Below are 15,736 nucleotides of genomic sequence, written 5' to 3'. Positions count from 1 at the left end.
GGGTATTTTATTGGGTAATGAAGTGACGTTTCTCCTTGCATTCGGAGCCGGTGTTTTAAGTTTTGTCTCGCCCTGTGTGCTTCCGGTGTTCCCTGCTTTCATTTCTTATATAACAGGCATGAGCTATAATGAAGTGGAAAATCGAACATTCAATGCAAGAGCAATATTACATACACTTTTCTTTCTCGTTGGATTCAGTCTAGTATATATTGCACTTGGTTTTGGTACGGCATTTTTGGGCGGCTTATTAATTGAGCATGCAAATTTAATTAGACAGCTCGGTTCTATTTTAATCATTTTGTTTGGATTGATTATTGCTGGCATATTAAACTTCAATTTTCTTATGAAAGACAGAAAAATACAATTCAAAAATAGACCATCAGGGTTTATTGGTTCAATTTTTATCGGTACGGCATTTGGTGCTGGATGGACACCATGTAATGGGCCTATTATAGGTGCTATTTTCGCAATGAGTGCTACTGATCCTAACGATGCTTTAACTCTAATGGTTGTCTATTGTTTTGGGTTTGCAGTACCATTTTTCATTTTGAGTTTCTTTGTATCCCGTACACGCTGGATGCTGAAATACTCTAATATACTTATGAAGATTGGCGGAGTCATAATGATATTGATGGGTATCCTGCTCTATTTTGATGGGCTGACTCAAATTATTATTTGGCTGCAGCCATTCTTTGGCGACTTCCAGGGTTTTTAGCTATAAATATGGAGAATATAATATTTATAATAACGTCTTAAAATAAATATTTTTATGAAAATAGTTTTAAGATAAAGAATAGCCTTTAAAAATGAAGAAAAATAAGCGTCAAATAATTTCCATCTAAAATCAAGTGAAGTTATTTGACGTATATCAATCTAATATTAAGAGAGTGTGCATTCATTGATGCACACTTTTTTATGTTGAATTAAAAAAACAGAACCTCTCGGCCCTGTTAGAAATTATTGTGATTCCTCCTGAGAGAGCATCTCTACATCGGACACAATATCAGAAAGTGGAAATTCTGAATCTCCCTGATCAAGGCCGGGATAGTCCTTAATGACTTTGCCGTTCTGATCGATCAGGTAAAAGCTGGTGGCGTGTGTAACCTGGTTGCTGCCTTTTGGCGGCGGAGCGACGATGGTTTTAAAATTCTTTTCAGCGAATCCTCTGATGAAATCATAATCATATTCGCTAAGCAATTTCCATTCTGTATCTTCCGGTACATCATAGTACGAAAGATAATTTGTCAATACTTTGGGTGTATCGGTTTCAGGATCTACCGTAAAACTGACTACACCGTAGTCTTCCACCCCCCTATCTTCCAGTTCATTGACCACCCGAGTCATATTGGCTGTCATAGGTGGACATACAGTGGCACAGTTGGTGAATATGAAATCAAGCAGCCAAACTTTGCCTTCCATATCCTCTCTTGTAAATGTCTCGTCATTCTCATCTGTAACTTCAAAGTCATCTATATTATTTCCGTATCTAGACATCACTTCAACGTCAGAGGTATTACATGCAGATAGAATCATCGATAAAATTACAACAGAAAACAACATTTTTATCATCTGACAGATCTCCAATTTAAATTTCTTTTAATCATAACAAATAATTGATTATGAGCAAGGCCGAAATCCAACTTGTTGTGAAAAGTTTGTGGGGCGGGGCATTGGTATTGAACCCTCAATAAATTTACACGGTTTCTTTCATTTGATATTACCGATAGATTCAGTATATAAGTCCACTATTTCTTATTCTCATTCCATTTCACTGCACTCTTTATCATGAGATATCGCACATACGTGCACTGTTCAGCACTATCATATGATTTACTGGAAAATTGAAAAATCAATTCTTTTCATGTGCTATTGCGTTATGCGTAGGAATGGAGTCCTGCAACTAGCAGATTGATGGCAATCAGGTTGAAAAGGATGAGCAGGAATCCGATGATGGCCAACCATGCCGATTTTTCACCTTCATATCCCCGGTTGAGCCTAAGGTGCAGGAAGATGGTATAGAACATGAACGTAATAAATGCCCATGTCTCTTTGGGATCCCAACCCCAGAATCGACTCCAGGCAATTTGTGCCCATATGGAAGCAAAGAATATGCCGCCGAGTGCAAAAATCGGGAAGCCGATGATGACCGAACGGTAGCCGATTTCATCCATAAGGTTGAGGTCTGCCCTGTTGGACCATGGTTTCAGCACTGCGATGATCCGTTTTCTCAGAATGAGGCGTATAATTCCATACACCATCAAACCAAGCAGAAAGGACCAGAGAACGGTGTTCAGTTTCTGTGAATCGATGAGCGGCGGCAATTCGATGCCACTATGGAAATGATTTGCTTCCTCATAGTTGTTCTCTCCCATATGTTCTACAGGCACAGCCCCCTCGAAATTGATGAGACTCGGCAGATGATATTCAGCAATCTGATTCTGTCCCTGCTTATCCTGGTAGAGGAAGTCATCCTGGTAGCCGATTACATTCTGCATGAGCACTGTTGTCGCAATGAAGACAAGCACTGTCACTATACCCGCCATGATTGCTTCCAAAAATCGTGCACGCCAAGATTTTTCATCCGCCGGGACAGCCTTCAACAGATAGATCAGGCCGGCGACGGCACTCATCGACAGTATGCCATAAGCCAATGTGACTGTAATGACATGAATGGCGAGCCAGTTACTCTGCAGGGCAGGAATCAGTGGTTCCACTTCTCTGGAGAACATGCTGCCGTATGCCATGAGAAGCATGGAGACCGGAAGCGCGAACAGGCCGAACAGCTTAGTCCTGAAATAGAAATATGTAATCAGGTAGCCGCCGATGATCATGATGGCGAACATGGTGATGAATTCATACATGTTCGATACGGGTGCATGTCCCTGGGCAATCCATCTTAAAATGAAATAGGTCAGTTGCAGGACAAAGCCTGTAATCACCATGGTGATGGCAATCTTGACAAGCTTATCTGACTTTGACTTGATACTTGCCGCCAGGGGCAGCATCGCGATGAGGTATAGTATAAAAGCTGCATAGAGCAGCGTACTACTGATTGATACAAGTTGAGATGCCATATAATATTACTCCTTGTTTTTGTCGTTGTCTTCTTCGTCCAATTTGTCATTGACTGCCTCGAAACCATTGGATTCCAGCACTTCATTTATTTCCCGTTTCATGCCAAAATAGTTTTTGTTGGTATGTGCTGCGAACATGAGATCACCGTCTGCTCTGATCCATATCCTTCTATGGTTGATATAGGAACCAACTGAGAGGCCAATCAAAAAGATGACGAACCCGGTGGCGATGAATGGTATCGTATAATCTTTTTTAACTGTAAGAACACTGGCAACGTGTTCTTCAGCACCGACGAACCTGATGTTGTATTCATTATTTGCCGTTATATCAGTGCTGTTCATAATCTGCAAGAGGCTTAATTCGCTTTCCTGCCCATTTATGACTTCGAATACGAAAGCGGGATTCGTCGGTACAGGCGTCGCCGAAACGAGCGTTCCATTGTCAGCCACTTCAAGGAAATCAGGCGAATACGCTCTCATATTGACGCTAATATCCTCAGAGACAGCAAATTGTGATTCCGGATTATCCAGATTAATGGTGAAATTATCACCGATTGTATTGCCTGATGAATCCTCCACTCTGAAAGTCATCGCCTTAAGTTGGGAATTGTCATAACTCGATTGATATAACTCATAAGAACCAAAACTGAACGGGTGATTTACACGGATGCTGTATTCGTCAATTTCTTCGAGGTCTGGTGAGGATCCGGCGATGTCAGTACTATTATTCTTATAGAATACGATGTCAGTCTGAAAGTTACTGACAAGGTCTGACCCTTCCGAAAGTGCCTGCTGGAAAACTTCACCATCTTCTTTATCATATGTGTCAATGACGAAGCGTTCATTTTTGACATAATATTGTCCTTGGGTAGTCGGTATTTCTTCCGTTTCCCCTTCTTTGAGATAGAGGATTTCGTCTACATACATTCCAGGAAAAAACCTTAACATACTACCGAAAAGCAGGAGGATCAACCCCATGTGATTGATATAGGGGCCATAGCGTGAGAGGCGCCCCTTCTCGAGCAGATAGCTGTCCCCATCCTGCCTCACTTTGTAGCGTTTTCTTGAAAATGCATCAATAAGGCTGCTGGTATCGGCAGGACGTTCCGTATTCAGAAATAGACGCTGTCTGCGAAAAAAGCTACCATGCTTCTTGACATGTTGCCTGCTCAGCGATTTGAACAGCGGTATCCCGCGGTCTATGCTTGCTGCGATGATGGATAATGCCAGCAGACCGTTGAGGACCAAGAACCACCAGGAGGAATATAGATTATGAAATCCCATTGAGTAGTAGAGATACCCAAGTGTTCCGTAGTTTTCCTGATAATGTTCGCCCGGATCGACACCGATTGGTATGTAGTATTCCTGAGGAAAGATTGTCCCGATGGCAGCCGCAACGGTAATGGCCAGTATGATGGACACACCGACTTTGACAGAAGTGAAGAAGATCCATATCCTGTCAAAAATACTTTTCGATCTCGTCTTTGACCTAACGGCACTGCCGTCATATCTCATCAGGTCTTTGATTTTATTCTGGTCGTAGTCACTGTCAATCATCTTGCCGCAGGACTGACAAAGCTGTGTGCCGGGTGGATTGATGTGACCGCATGATTCACATTTTATTTCTTTTAGCTCCATTGCTTATTCATCCTATTCTGTGGATTCACTGATAAATGTCGAAATATCTTCTTTAGTAAGTTGATATTCCTGCTTTTTGACGACGATGCCTTCTTTGTTTACAGCAATGGTCGTTGGTAATGGACCAATGTTATAGGCGTCCGTCACACTTTTTTCACGATCCAGTGCGATGGGGAATTCAAGATCAGCGCTGAGTCCAGAGATGAACTGGCGAATCTGCTGCTCGTTTTCGGCTACATTAACAGCGACGATTTCATAATCCTCATGTCCCTGTGTATAGATGTCATTCATATCCGGCATTTCTTCCCGGCACGGTTTACACCACGTGCCCCAGAAATTCAAGATGACGCCTTTATCTTCGGTCAGCTTGGACAACTGGATCTCCTCCCCTTCAAGTGTCGTCAGTTTGAAGTCCACAGCTTCATCACCGACTTCGACAGCTTTTGTCCCTGAAGTCAAGTTGAACCACAGTGTAATCCCGATGAGCAGGGCGATGGTCACTATGATACTTACCCTGAGGATATTGCGTGTACGTCCCTTCATATTTATCACCTGCCTGTCATTCTGATTCATGGCTTCATTATAGCATTCTATAAATGTATCCTGTATGACAGTGTCATGACAATTGTAAGACCAAATTTTTCTCATTCTAGTCTTTCAATTGTGATTTTTTAAGGAGAAATATCGGGAAAAGCGTAAGTAATAAAATAGTGGAATAAAGGTCTGGAAATATCATCTGAATGCAATATTAATTAGATAGACAATCAGATTAAGAATAATTATTATAACTGAAAATGATGAACTGATTCGATTTCTGTTGGGAACATGAATTTCATTTCTTATAATTATTTGTATAACATAATCACATCAAAGTATGATTCAATTTTCGGAATTAGAGGAGAGGTTTAATATATTTATAGAAAGGATGAAATTCCAAACAACGACCGTTAATTGGACGATTTGATGTATGCGTGAAATCGTCCTTTATTCATATAGATTGAGTCCAAAAACATGTATAATAATCAATTTACATATTATTCAAAAGTACATGAGTTTTTGAACGATACCATGCACTGTGAGACCAGTTTTGTGAAGTGGAACTGGGAGATAGTGCATGTTTCATGCGATAAAATGGACTGTAAAGGAGCTAAAACATGGCAAAAGTGGGCTATGCGCGGGTCAGTACCGGGGATCAGAACTTGAATAGTCAAATCGATGCATTGAAATCGGTCGGGTGTGAGCGCATCTTTTCGGAAAAGGTCAGTGGGCGCAAATATAAGAGAACCGAATTGGATAACTGTCTGGATTACTTGCGATCAGGCGACACCCTGGTCATCACGAAATTGGATCGATTGGGGCGGACCACGAGACAACTAATCGATTTGTCCCAACACCTTGAAAATAATAATATAGAGTTGGAAATTATTGATATGAACATTAATACAAGAGATGCGATGGGGAAAATGTTCTTTACCATGATGAGTGGCTTCGCGGAACTGGAGGCGAATCTACTCAGTGAAAGAACCAAGAAAGGATTGGATGCAGCCCGTGCACGGGGTCGGATTGGGGGGCGTCCCCGGATTACACAAGAGAAAGTAGCATTGATTGTATCCCTGTACCAAAGTAAACAGCACTCTATTAAGGAGATTATGAAGCTGACTGGGGTCTCAAAGGGGACCATATATAACGTGATCAATCACCATTCCTTGAATAGTTAGAGTGTCAGGATGACAAGATTGATACATTAATAGAGGACAAGTCACATAAACAGGCACAAGATATTAAATTATAATGTGATTAAGGTCAGATACAGGGTCTAGTAGACATCCTATATCAATTATTTCATTATTTACATTATGGGAATATTAATTTTATATTTTAATTGTAAATAATAGGAGGAGATTTATATTATAAGCATAAAATTTAAAGGCTACAAAAACTTCTCAAATAACCATTTTGTAGGTTTAGATGATATAAAGAATGTTAATGTTATTATCGGTAAAAACAACATTGGTAAGACTGCTCTCTTAGAATCTGTAAAAGCTCAAGAGTCTTTAAAGACATTGGCGAGTTTTGGGTTTAATACAGAAGACATCGCTTTTTATTATCGCCTTAATGAAAAAGATATAGACGGAATTATAAACGTTAATAGTCTTTTGGTTAACAAGAGTGGTAGTATAACAGGTTACTATGATAGAGGTTATTATCACTTTAATAGGAAAGACTTTGAATTTTTGGTAGATAAAAAAGTAAAATTCACCTTAGATGATTCCTTTTTTAATGGTAAACAGAATATAGTTCGCCACCCACAAAAATTGGAATTAGAATGTTATGGTACATTTTTTAGTAAAAATGAAAAGCATAAAGAACTATTAAATAGTTATTTAAATGGATTTATTTATTCTATAATTCCCAAAGAAATGAAGAAAGAAGTAGTTGAGTTATCTGCTGATCGAGATTTAAAACCGGAACCACCAACCAATGTTTTACAAGTGAATCCAGATGGCACCGGGGCAACTAACATAATACAAAATTATTTGAACAAGGCAGATAAAGACAGCAATGTAGTAGAAGTCGACATGTTGAATGCTCTTAATCGAATCATGATGAATGATATTGAATTCAGCAGAATATCGATACAAGATGTTAGTCGTGATGAGGATGAATCCCAACTATGGGAGATATTTCTTCATGAAAAGGGAAAGCCACCTATATCGCTATCAGATTCAGGCAGTGGACTTAGAACAGTCTTGTTAGTGTTGATAAAGTTATTATTAGAGTGTAATACTGAAAAAACTCATATTGTTATATTTGAAGAGTTGGAAAACAATCTGCACCCGGCAATTCAAAGGAACTTACATCGATACATATTTGAATGGGCAAAGAAGTATGAGCAATTTGTATTTATAACAACACATTCCAATGTGCCCATAGATATGGTATTACAAGAAGAAAAGGCTCAATTAGTTCATGTCTTTAAAAAAGACAACCTTGTTTACACTGCCACGTTATTAAGTTCTTTAGATAGTGATAATATATTCAATGATCTCGAAATAAAGGCCAGTGATCTCTTGCAGTCGAATGGAATTATTTGGGTAGAGGGCCCCTCAGATAGAATATATATCAACAAATGGATAGAGTTAATTACAGATGGCGCATTGGTCGAAAACAAACATTATCAAATAATGTTCTATGGTGGAAAGTTGCTTTCCCATCTTTCTGGTAATACTAACTTTGAAAAATTAACAGATTATGAGGAAACTAATTTAATAAACCTTCTTTTGACTAATAGAAATGCAGCGATTGTAATAGACAGTGATAGAAGTAAACCTAAAAAACATATCAATCAGACAAAGAAAAGAATAAAAAAAGAATTTGAGAATAACGATAAGTTTGTATGGATTACAGAAGGAAGAGAAATAGAAAACTATTTGTCTGAGAATACTCTAGGTAGTAAATATACAGTAACAAGACAGATTGGAAAATACGAAAATATTGGAGACTATTTGATAGAGCAAGGGAATAAGGATAATTACAGCACGAGTAAACCAGATAAAGCTAGGAAGCTTATAGAGTTTATGGATAAAAGTGATTTAGAAATATTAGACTTAAAAAGTAAACTAGAAAAACTAGTCAATACAATAAAGTGTTGGAATAATCTATAAGGTAATAAAGTTATCTTTAAAGATCTGCTCGATTAAGAGGCACTATCTACAACATAGTTAACAGCAAGTCTGAGAAAAAGATCGGAGAGAAATGATTTTATGAAAACAAAACTCCAGCAAGAAATAAATGAAGTTTTAAAAGGATTTCCTGAATATTGGCATGAAGATACGTTATTAAAAAATAAAGTAATCGAAGATATACGATCTTACAATGAAAGATTAATAGAAGCGCTTCTATCGAACGTATTGATAAGAGATACATACTCACTGCAATTGTCACCAGGGATAGTGTTTAAAATAGAAGATTTTATTAGTATGTTAAGATACAAAAGCTATTGGGATAACAGCTATACAAAGTATACGAATGAAATTGGTTTAACGAGTGAAGGAAAGTATCTTAAATACAACACAGATGTTGTTATCGATTTTCCACACAAAGATTCTGTTCTAGAAGGAGGGATGTCTTCATTTACACATAATTATTGACGGTCTCATTATAAAATGTGGGTTCGTCCTCTAAATAAATATTATTTTTATTTTTTTCAAGAACAATTATTTTATCTTTTTCTTGATTTTTATTGTGTATTACAAATGGAGAGTGTGTAGCTACAATAAGCCTGGATAATCATTTAAATTTAGAGTACAATAAAAATCAAGTAGCGGTGCATCTCTGCGGAATGCACTTGAGGCTGACTATTGCGACGGTCGCCTCTTTTTTTATGTAAAAATTAGCCTACTGTCTTTGAAATATTCTATATTTGCCCTCAAATCGCCCTTTTTATAGTCCTATCACCACAAAATAACCCTCTAACCACTATGGTTAAAGGGTTTATAATTATTATCTAGTTATTCCCACTCGATCGTTGCCGGTGGCTTGCTTGTTATGTCGTAGACGACGCGGTTGATGTGCTTGCTTTCGTTCACTATCCGTTTGGAGATGCGCTCGAGGACGTCCCAGTCGATCTTGGCGAACTCGCTTGTCATGCCGTCGATGCTGGTTACGGCGCGGATGCCTATTGTATGGTCGTATGTCCTGTAGTCGCCCATGACGCCGACGGAGCGGATGTCGGGGAGGACTGTGAAATACTGCCAAATTTCGCGATCGAGTCCTGCTTTTGCGATTTCATCACGCAGAATCCAGTCGCTTTCTCTGACGATTTCCAGTTTTTCCTCTGTAATTTCCCCGAGTACGCGGATGCCGAGCCCCGGTCCGGGGAATGGCTGTCTCCACACGAGGTGCTCCGGGATGCCGAGTTCGATGCCGAGCTGCCTGACTTCATCTTTGAATAGAGTGTTGAGCGGCTCGATGAGATCGAACTGCATTTCCTTCGGCAGTCCGCCGACGTTGTGGTGTGATTTGATCGTCGTGGCGGTTTCTGTGCCGGACTCGATGATGTCTGTATAGAGCGTACCCTGTGCCAGGAAATCCGCGTCTCTTAGTTTTGCGGCTTCGTCGTCGAATACATAGATGAATTCATTGCCGATGATCTTGCGTTTCTGCTCCGGATCGGAGACTCCTTTGAGCTTTCCGAGGAAGCGGTCTTTGGCATCGATCTTGATGATGTTCATGTTGAAGCCTTCTCCGAACTGTTCCATCACCATGTCGCCTTCACCTTTGCGGAGCAGGCCATGATCGACAAAGATGCATGTCAGCTGGTCGCCGATGGCCTTATGCATCAGCACTGCTGTAACGGAGGAGTCTACGCCGCCACTCATGGCACAGATGACCTTGCTGTTGCCGACCTGTTCACGGATCTTCGCGACTTCGATGTCGATGAAGTTGTCCATGGACCATTCACCATGGCATCCTGCAATATCGCGGATGAAGTTTTTAAGGAATGTATCACCGTTTACAGAGTGCTTGGATTCCGGATGGAACTGGACACCGTATATGTCTTTTTCCTTATGCCTGATTCCTGCATATTTGCAAAGCGGTGTCTGGGCAATCTGCTCGAATGCATCGGGGATGCGCGTCACTTTGTCGCTGTGACTCATGAGCACGGTCTCTATCTCAGAGAGGCCTTTGAACAACGTGGACTCTGTATTGATATTGATCTCCGTAGACCCGAATTCCTTTTCGTCTGAAGGTACAACTTCACCGCCGAGCATCTGGGTCAAAAGCTGCATGCCGTAGCATATGCCAAGCACTGGCACACCCAGCTCGAAAATCGCCGGGTCTGCGGTGTATGCATCATCTGCATACACGGATTTCGGTCCGCCGGAGAGTATGATGCCTTTCGGGTTCAGTGCTTTTATCTCTTCGATTGTAATGCTTGGATTATGGAGTTCACTGTAGACCCCGAGATCCCTGATACGGCGGGTGATCAGCTGGTTGTACTGGCTGCCGTAATCGATGACTAGAATAAGTTCCTGCCCTTTCGCCATTTCCATCTTTCAACTGTTCCCTTCTTATCTAGTGTAGTTTGGAGATTCTTTAGTGATCTGTACATTATGCGGATGGCTTTCGATCATACCCGCACCTGTAATCTTGATGAACTGTGCCTCTTCCCTCAATGCTTCAAGATCTTTAGAACCCGTATAACCCATACCGGATTTCAAACCACCCATAAGCTGATAGATAGTATCGCTGAGCGGACCTTTGTATTCCGTGCGTCCTTCGATACCTTCCGGAACGAATTTCTTCGCTTCTGAATCCTCCTGGAAATAGCGGTCTTTGGAGCCCTGCTCCATGGCCCCCAGTGACCCCATTCCCCGGTATGTCTTATAGCGTCTTCCCTGGAAGATTTCCGTTTCTCCCGGTGATTCCGTCGTACCTGCGAGCAGGCTGCCGAGCATTACTGCATGTCCGCCGGCTGCCAGAGCTTTGACAATGTCCCCGGACAGTTTGATGCCGCCGTCGGCGATGATCGCCTTGCCGTGTCTGCGCGCTTCTGTGGCAGCATCATAGACGGCGGTAATCTGTGGCACACCGACGCCTGAAACGACACGGGTGGTACAGATCGAACCTGGCCCGATTCCCACTTTGACAACGTCCACGCCGGCTTCTATCAATGCCCGTGTACCTTCAGCAGTGGCTACATTTCCTGCAATCAATGTGACTTCAGGGAATTTGTCACGGATGTCTCTGATGGCTGAAAGGACACCGGCGGAATGGCCGTGTGCAGTATCGATGACGAGTGCATCCGCACCCGCCTCAACGAGCTCTTTTGCACGTTTTTCGGTTTCTTTTGCGATGCCGATCGCCGCAGCGACAAGCAGACGCCCCTGGCTGTCTTTGGCTGCTTCGGGGAATTCAATGACTTTCTCTATATCTTTGATTGTGATGAGCCCTTTCAAGATGTTGCTTTCATCGACAAGCGGAAGTTTTTCGATTCTGTGATTCTGCAGTATTTCAGCAGCCTGCTCAAGTGTCGTGCCGACACCCGCAGTAACCAGGTTTTCCTTGGTCATTACATCATCGATCGGTTTTGAGTAGTCTTCGATGAATCTGAGGTCGCGGTTGGTGATGATGCCGATCAGTTTCTTCTCTTTTGGATTATTCACGATAGGCACACCGGAAATACGATATTTGCCCATCAGATGCTCAGCTGCGAACACCTGCTCCTCCTTCGTCAGGAAGAACGGATCTTTTATGACACCATTTTCAGAACGTTTAACCTTCTCGACTTCGTCACGCTGGCGCTCGATGGACATATTCTTGTGGATGACTCCGAGTCCGCCTGCTCTTGCGATTGCAATCGCCATGGCAGATTCAGTGACCGTATCCATCCCTGCGCTGAGTACCGGTATATTCAGCTTGATGCTGTCTGACAGCCGGACAGACAGTGAAACCTCTTTCGGCAGTATTTCTGAGTGTGCCGGTACCAGCAGCACGTCGTCAAATGTCAAACCTTCTTTTTCAAACTTCCTTTCCCACATTCTTATTGCCTCCTATTTTTTAATCCTGCACCCTTAAAAAAGATATATGATAGGAACAATCAAAATACAGTCAGTGACCGTGTATCCAATTGTAATTTCATAGTAGCTTTATTTAAGGTAAAGCCTAGAAACTCATAATCCATATTATTATGATTATATGAAATGAAATAAAATAATTAATTATATATGATAACAAAAAAGCGGCGCGGATACAACAAGGTTTTCGGCTTTCTTTACACTCTGTATTATAGCCCGGAAGTGTTTGGAAAGAAAGGGCCGGGGGAATAGTCCAATATACTTAAGAGAAGTCTCACAGGAGGGTGCATTTATGAATTATTTCGAGCTGTATGATGATCAGGAGGCTGTACTTAACCGGATAGAGCAGCTGAAGGACGAAGATTACTACGAAGAGGATATCCATCTCATCGGACGGGACGATATGGAATTCAAGGCTCTGGATTATACAGAGGTCAACTTCCACGCCCACGCAACTCATGAAAGGGGTCTGCGGGAGATACTCTCCAACAATGAACCTGCCGAAAGGTTCCTTAACAACTTCGAACTCGGGGAAGATGAAATCGAAAAATACCTGTTCAAGGTCAGCGAGGGGAACTACCTGATCTATTATGACGATGATGTCCTGCAGACGCGCGCCGAGGAGGCTGAAGGCACCGCTGCTTCCTCAGAGGCGGATCTGACAGACAACGATGACAGATGACCCATAAAGAAAACAGGCCGTACGGATGTTACTCCGTATCGGCCTGTTTTGGTTCCAGATGATATGTCTTATCCTCTTTGACCAGCTGAAGGGGAAGGGAAGTGCCGGGGTCTGTGAAATCCACAAGGATGGCTTCGGAAACGCCTGCCTCTTCCCCTTTTCTGATGCATATGCTCCTGATTTTATCTTCATCCAATGTTTCATCTGAACCATGTTTCATATAGCTGTTCATCATTTGGTTGTAATGGTGCAGCGTCAGTCCGCTTTCTCCATTACCTTTTTGGGGCAGCTTCCCTTCTTTGTATTTATTTAAAAATTCATAATAGGTATAATATGGTTGTTCGATATTATTACCAGCATCAAATCCATCAAAATATATATGATATTCCTTTTTTATGTCCCGTTGGATTTCATCATCCAGTTTCCGGATCGAACCCTGGATTTTGCAGAAAATCTCCAGTATCAGTTCCACATCCTCCGATACTTTGATCGGGACACCTGCCCCGCCGAAACTGATCGACTCCAAAAGCACCGGATATTTCTTTTCAATGCCATTTACGATGATGTCCTGGTAGTAATCATAAGAATCCCCTTCATCGTTTCTGCCTAATAAACTCATGATTTTGTACTGATTGAACATTAATAGACGTATTGCTGAATTTTCAAGACTTTGCAATTTCATTCTCCGCCTTCATAATTTAGTTGTTAAAACCTGAAACCAGTATCCATACATCTCCTTAATTTGATGGTTGATCCAGTAATTATATTTTAATAGTATACCAACTAAATTATTAATACCAGCATTTATATCCTCTTTTACATATTAAAATCAATTTTGGTAAAATATTCTGTTTCTGGGTTCCATATTTTCACCACCCCTTCGGAAGAACGCGTAGTATCGCATGATAGTTTACATTGAGCGGTTCAGGGTAGATATTTAATATATACCAGATTGAAATCCGTAGATGAATATTATGACGAAAACTGGAGGAATCAATCATGCGAAATATCGAAACATATCAAAATGAAGACGAACTGCTCGGCAGGATAGAACAATTGAAAATCGACGGCATACAGGAAGAATCCATCACTGTAGTTTCCAAAAACCCTCTTGAAAAGTCTTCTTTCGAATACACGAATATCAATATCAAATCGGCAGAAGGCACTGCGTGGGACAAAATCGTGTCGTTCTTTTCATCAGATGATTCAAAAGACCGTGTCATCGCCGGTCTTGATCTCGACAATCAGGAGGAACAGAAATTCAAAGATGAACTCGATCGCGGCAACATCCTTCTCTATGTGAAGGCGGAAGGCTCCGGAGCAATTGCCAAAGAGCCTGTGGCGGATGATACTGAGGATACGCTGCAGCCTGACGAACAGACCAGGGAGGATGCTGCGAATATGACGGCGGCCGGAACAGCCGGCGCTGCAGGTGTTGCGGGCGTCACAGCACAGGATGATATTGCGGAAAGGACAGAAGCCGGCGGATCATCCGGACAGGATATTTCCCGGGAAAATGAAGGCAATGTCAATCAGGATGATGGCACAGCCAGTCCTGAAGATACTTCATACAAGGAAACGGCCAGCGGTGCATATGACGATCCGCATGAAGATTCTTCCGGACAGATCCATAATCCGGCAAACGAGGAAGGGGTCACGTTGGACAAATCCCGTGTAGCCCATGACCACAGCAGCAAATTGGTGGAAGATGATGAACAGCTCGCGTATGGCGAGGGCACTGATGAACACATCGCAGTGGATCCGTCTGTCGAGACTGACAGGGAAGAAACCGATACAGAAAAAATCGAGCACCATAAGGAACCGGATTACCTCAAAAACAGCCGTGATGACTTCGACTTCGGCAACAAGGACACCGTCATCAATGAGTATAAGATGGATAACCGGAGAAACCAGCACCTGGTCGACACCCATAACCATCCTGAGCTTGCCGAAGAGGTTTCACCTGAAGAAGAGCTAAGTCCTGAGGAGGACAGCCGTGAACTGATCGATAAAAACCCTGATGAGAAAGACAGGGACTACAGCTTCAAAAATGACGTTAACGGCGAACAGGTCATCAGGCTCAATGATGAGGAACGATGATATGAACAGGCCGGTCAGTTTTGACCGGCCTTCTTTATGTCCTGTCAGCTTCCGATACTGCAAAATAATTATCTTCCGCATCTTTGAAGTTGAACACTTTACTGCCGTCCATCTCCGTCATTTCACCGACTGTAACTCCCCTGGCTTTCATTTCCTCATACAACGCCCCGGCATCATCCGTCTCAAACATCAAAGAGGGTGTTCCTATATGAAGTTCCGGGCTGTACTTTTTGATGAACGCCTTATCGAAAATCGTGACTGTCGTTTCAGATCTGCTGTCGGGTGCCACTTCCACCGCCTTATAGCCTTCGGGGAGCTCCTCTTCCGACACGACTGTGAACCCCAAGGTCTCTTTCCAGAACTTCACCGACTCTTCCTGGCTGTCTACGTAAAGCATTACCCCGGCCAGTTTTTTGATCATGTTTCCATCCCTCCAAATATAATATTTATAAACCGCTTTCAATTTTATTCTACAGAAAAATGTTCATGTATACAAAAAATAACAAATTACAATTATTTTTCCGGTGGATTTTGATCTGCTATGTCATTCGATAAATAATTTTCCTGAAATCGGGTATAGGAATAGTGTTTTGGGATAAAAATATTTCCAAATTGTCAATTCAGCAATCTGCTGAAAAGAACATACAAAATAACGAGGAGGA

At 41.8% G+C, this 15,736-nt stretch carries 14 protein-coding genes and 1 riboswitch; of the genes, 6 read left to right on the top strand and 8 right to left on the bottom strand.

Features of this window, described 5'->3' with window-relative positions; genetic code table 11:
- Window positions 1–10 precede the first annotated feature (10 nt).
- The gene (locus WN59_RS06835) at window positions 11–715 is read left to right on the top strand and encodes a cytochrome c biogenesis CcdA family protein (protein ID WP_046514800.1); all 705 of its coding nucleotides are present in this window, start codon (window positions 11–13) and stop codon (window positions 713–715) included.
- A gap of 242 nt (window positions 716–957) precedes the next feature.
- Here WN59_RS06835 and WN59_RS06830 read toward each other — a convergent pair whose 3' ends face one another.
- The 4 genes from WN59_RS06830 to resA all read right to left on the bottom strand — a co-directional run bounded on the left by WN59_RS06830 (window position 958) and on the right by resA (window position 5,255).
- The gene (locus tag WN59_RS06830; protein WP_231577157.1) at window positions 958–1,494 is read right to left on the bottom strand and encodes an SCO family protein; all 537 of its coding nucleotides are present in this window, start codon (window positions 1,492–1,494) and stop codon (window positions 958–960) included.
- 380 nt (window positions 1,495–1,874) lie between these two features.
- Window positions 1,875–3,074, bottom strand: a complete 1,200-nt coding sequence (gene ccsB / locus WN59_RS06825) for a c-type cytochrome biogenesis protein CcsB (RefSeq protein WP_046514793.1) — start codon at window positions 3,072–3,074, stop codon at window positions 1,875–1,877.
- A 6-nt stretch (window positions 3,075–3,080) separates the two neighbouring features.
- Window positions 3,081–4,712 (bottom strand): cytochrome c biogenesis protein ResB, encoded by a 1,632-nt coding sequence (locus WN59_RS06820; RefSeq protein WP_046514790.1) that lies wholly within the window; start codon window positions 4,710–4,712, stop codon window positions 3,081–3,083.
- Between the two features lie 12 nt (window positions 4,713–4,724).
- Window positions 4,725–5,255 (bottom strand): thiol-disulfide oxidoreductase ResA, encoded by a 531-nt coding sequence (gene resA / locus WN59_RS06815; RefSeq protein ID WP_046514921.1) that lies wholly within the window; start codon window positions 5,253–5,255, stop codon window positions 4,725–4,727.
- Between the two features lie 611 nt (window positions 5,256–5,866).
- On the opposite strand from resA, the gene WN59_RS06810 reads away from it, so the two are divergent.
- The 3 genes from WN59_RS06810 to WN59_RS06800 all read left to right on the top strand — a co-directional run bounded on the left by WN59_RS06810 (window position 5,867) and on the right by WN59_RS06800 (window position 8,863).
- The gene (locus WN59_RS06810; protein ID WP_046514787.1) at window positions 5,867–6,430 is read left to right on the top strand and encodes a recombinase family protein; all 564 of its coding nucleotides are present in this window, start codon (window positions 5,867–5,869) and stop codon (window positions 6,428–6,430) included.
- A gap of 183 nt (window positions 6,431–6,613) precedes the next feature.
- Window positions 6,614–8,377, top strand: a complete 1,764-nt coding sequence (locus WN59_RS06805; RefSeq protein ID WP_046514784.1) for an ATP-dependent nuclease — start codon at window positions 6,614–6,616, stop codon at window positions 8,375–8,377.
- A gap of 99 nt (window positions 8,378–8,476) precedes the next feature.
- On the top strand, window positions 8,477–8,863 hold the full coding sequence (locus WN59_RS06800; RefSeq protein WP_046514779.1) for a site-specific DNA-methyltransferase: 387 nt from the start codon (window positions 8,477–8,479) through the stop codon (window positions 8,861–8,863).
- Window positions 8,864–9,223: 360 nt separating this feature from the next.
- Here the strand turns inward: WN59_RS06800 and guaA are convergent, their stop codons facing one another.
- Window positions 9,224–10,768 carry a glutamine-hydrolyzing GMP synthase gene (gene guaA / locus WN59_RS06795; RefSeq protein ID WP_046514776.1) on the bottom strand — a complete coding sequence of 515 codons (1,545 nt, stop codon included), beginning with the start codon at window positions 10,766–10,768 and terminating at the stop codon, window positions 9,224–9,226.
- Window positions 10,769–10,786: 18 nt separating this feature from the next.
- Window positions 10,787–12,256 (bottom strand): IMP dehydrogenase, encoded by a 1,470-nt coding sequence (guaB, locus tag WN59_RS06790; protein WP_046514773.1) that lies wholly within the window; start codon window positions 12,254–12,256, stop codon window positions 10,787–10,789.
- A gap of 80 nt (window positions 12,257–12,336) precedes the next feature.
- Window positions 12,337–12,437, bottom strand: a riboswitch (purine riboswitch).
- A 147-nt stretch (window positions 12,438–12,584) separates the two neighbouring features.
- Between guaB and WN59_RS06785 the strand changes: the two genes are divergently transcribed.
- On the top strand, window positions 12,585–12,974 hold the full coding sequence (locus WN59_RS06785; protein ID WP_046514770.1) for a general stress protein: 390 nt from the start codon (window positions 12,585–12,587) through the stop codon (window positions 12,972–12,974).
- Between the two features lie 28 nt (window positions 12,975–13,002).
- Here WN59_RS06785 and WN59_RS06780 read toward each other — a convergent pair whose 3' ends face one another.
- Complete coding sequence (locus WN59_RS06780) at window positions 13,003–13,656, bottom strand: YfbU family protein (protein ID WP_082099210.1); 654 nt, start codon at window positions 13,654–13,656, stop codon at window positions 13,003–13,005.
- A gap of 317 nt (window positions 13,657–13,973) precedes the next feature.
- On the opposite strand from WN59_RS06780, the gene WN59_RS06775 reads away from it, so the two are divergent.
- Window positions 13,974–15,074, top strand: coding sequence for a general stress protein (locus WN59_RS06775; protein ID WP_046514764.1), 1,101 nt, complete (start codon window positions 13,974–13,976; stop codon window positions 15,072–15,074).
- Window positions 15,075–15,108: 34 nt separating this feature from the next.
- Here WN59_RS06775 and WN59_RS06770 read toward each other — a convergent pair whose 3' ends face one another.
- The gene (locus WN59_RS06770) at window positions 15,109–15,495 is read right to left on the bottom strand and encodes a VOC family protein (RefSeq protein WP_046514761.1); all 387 of its coding nucleotides are present in this window, start codon (window positions 15,493–15,495) and stop codon (window positions 15,109–15,111) included.
- Between the last annotated feature and the right edge of the window lie 241 nt (window positions 15,496–15,736).

The organism is Salinicoccus sediminis (assembly GCF_000986795.1).
GTDB lineage: Bacteria > Bacillota > Bacilli > Staphylococcales > Salinicoccaceae > Salinicoccus > Salinicoccus sediminis.
The sequence above is the reverse complement of the archived record's forward strand: the minus strand, read 5'-3'. Positions and strand labels throughout refer to the sequence as shown.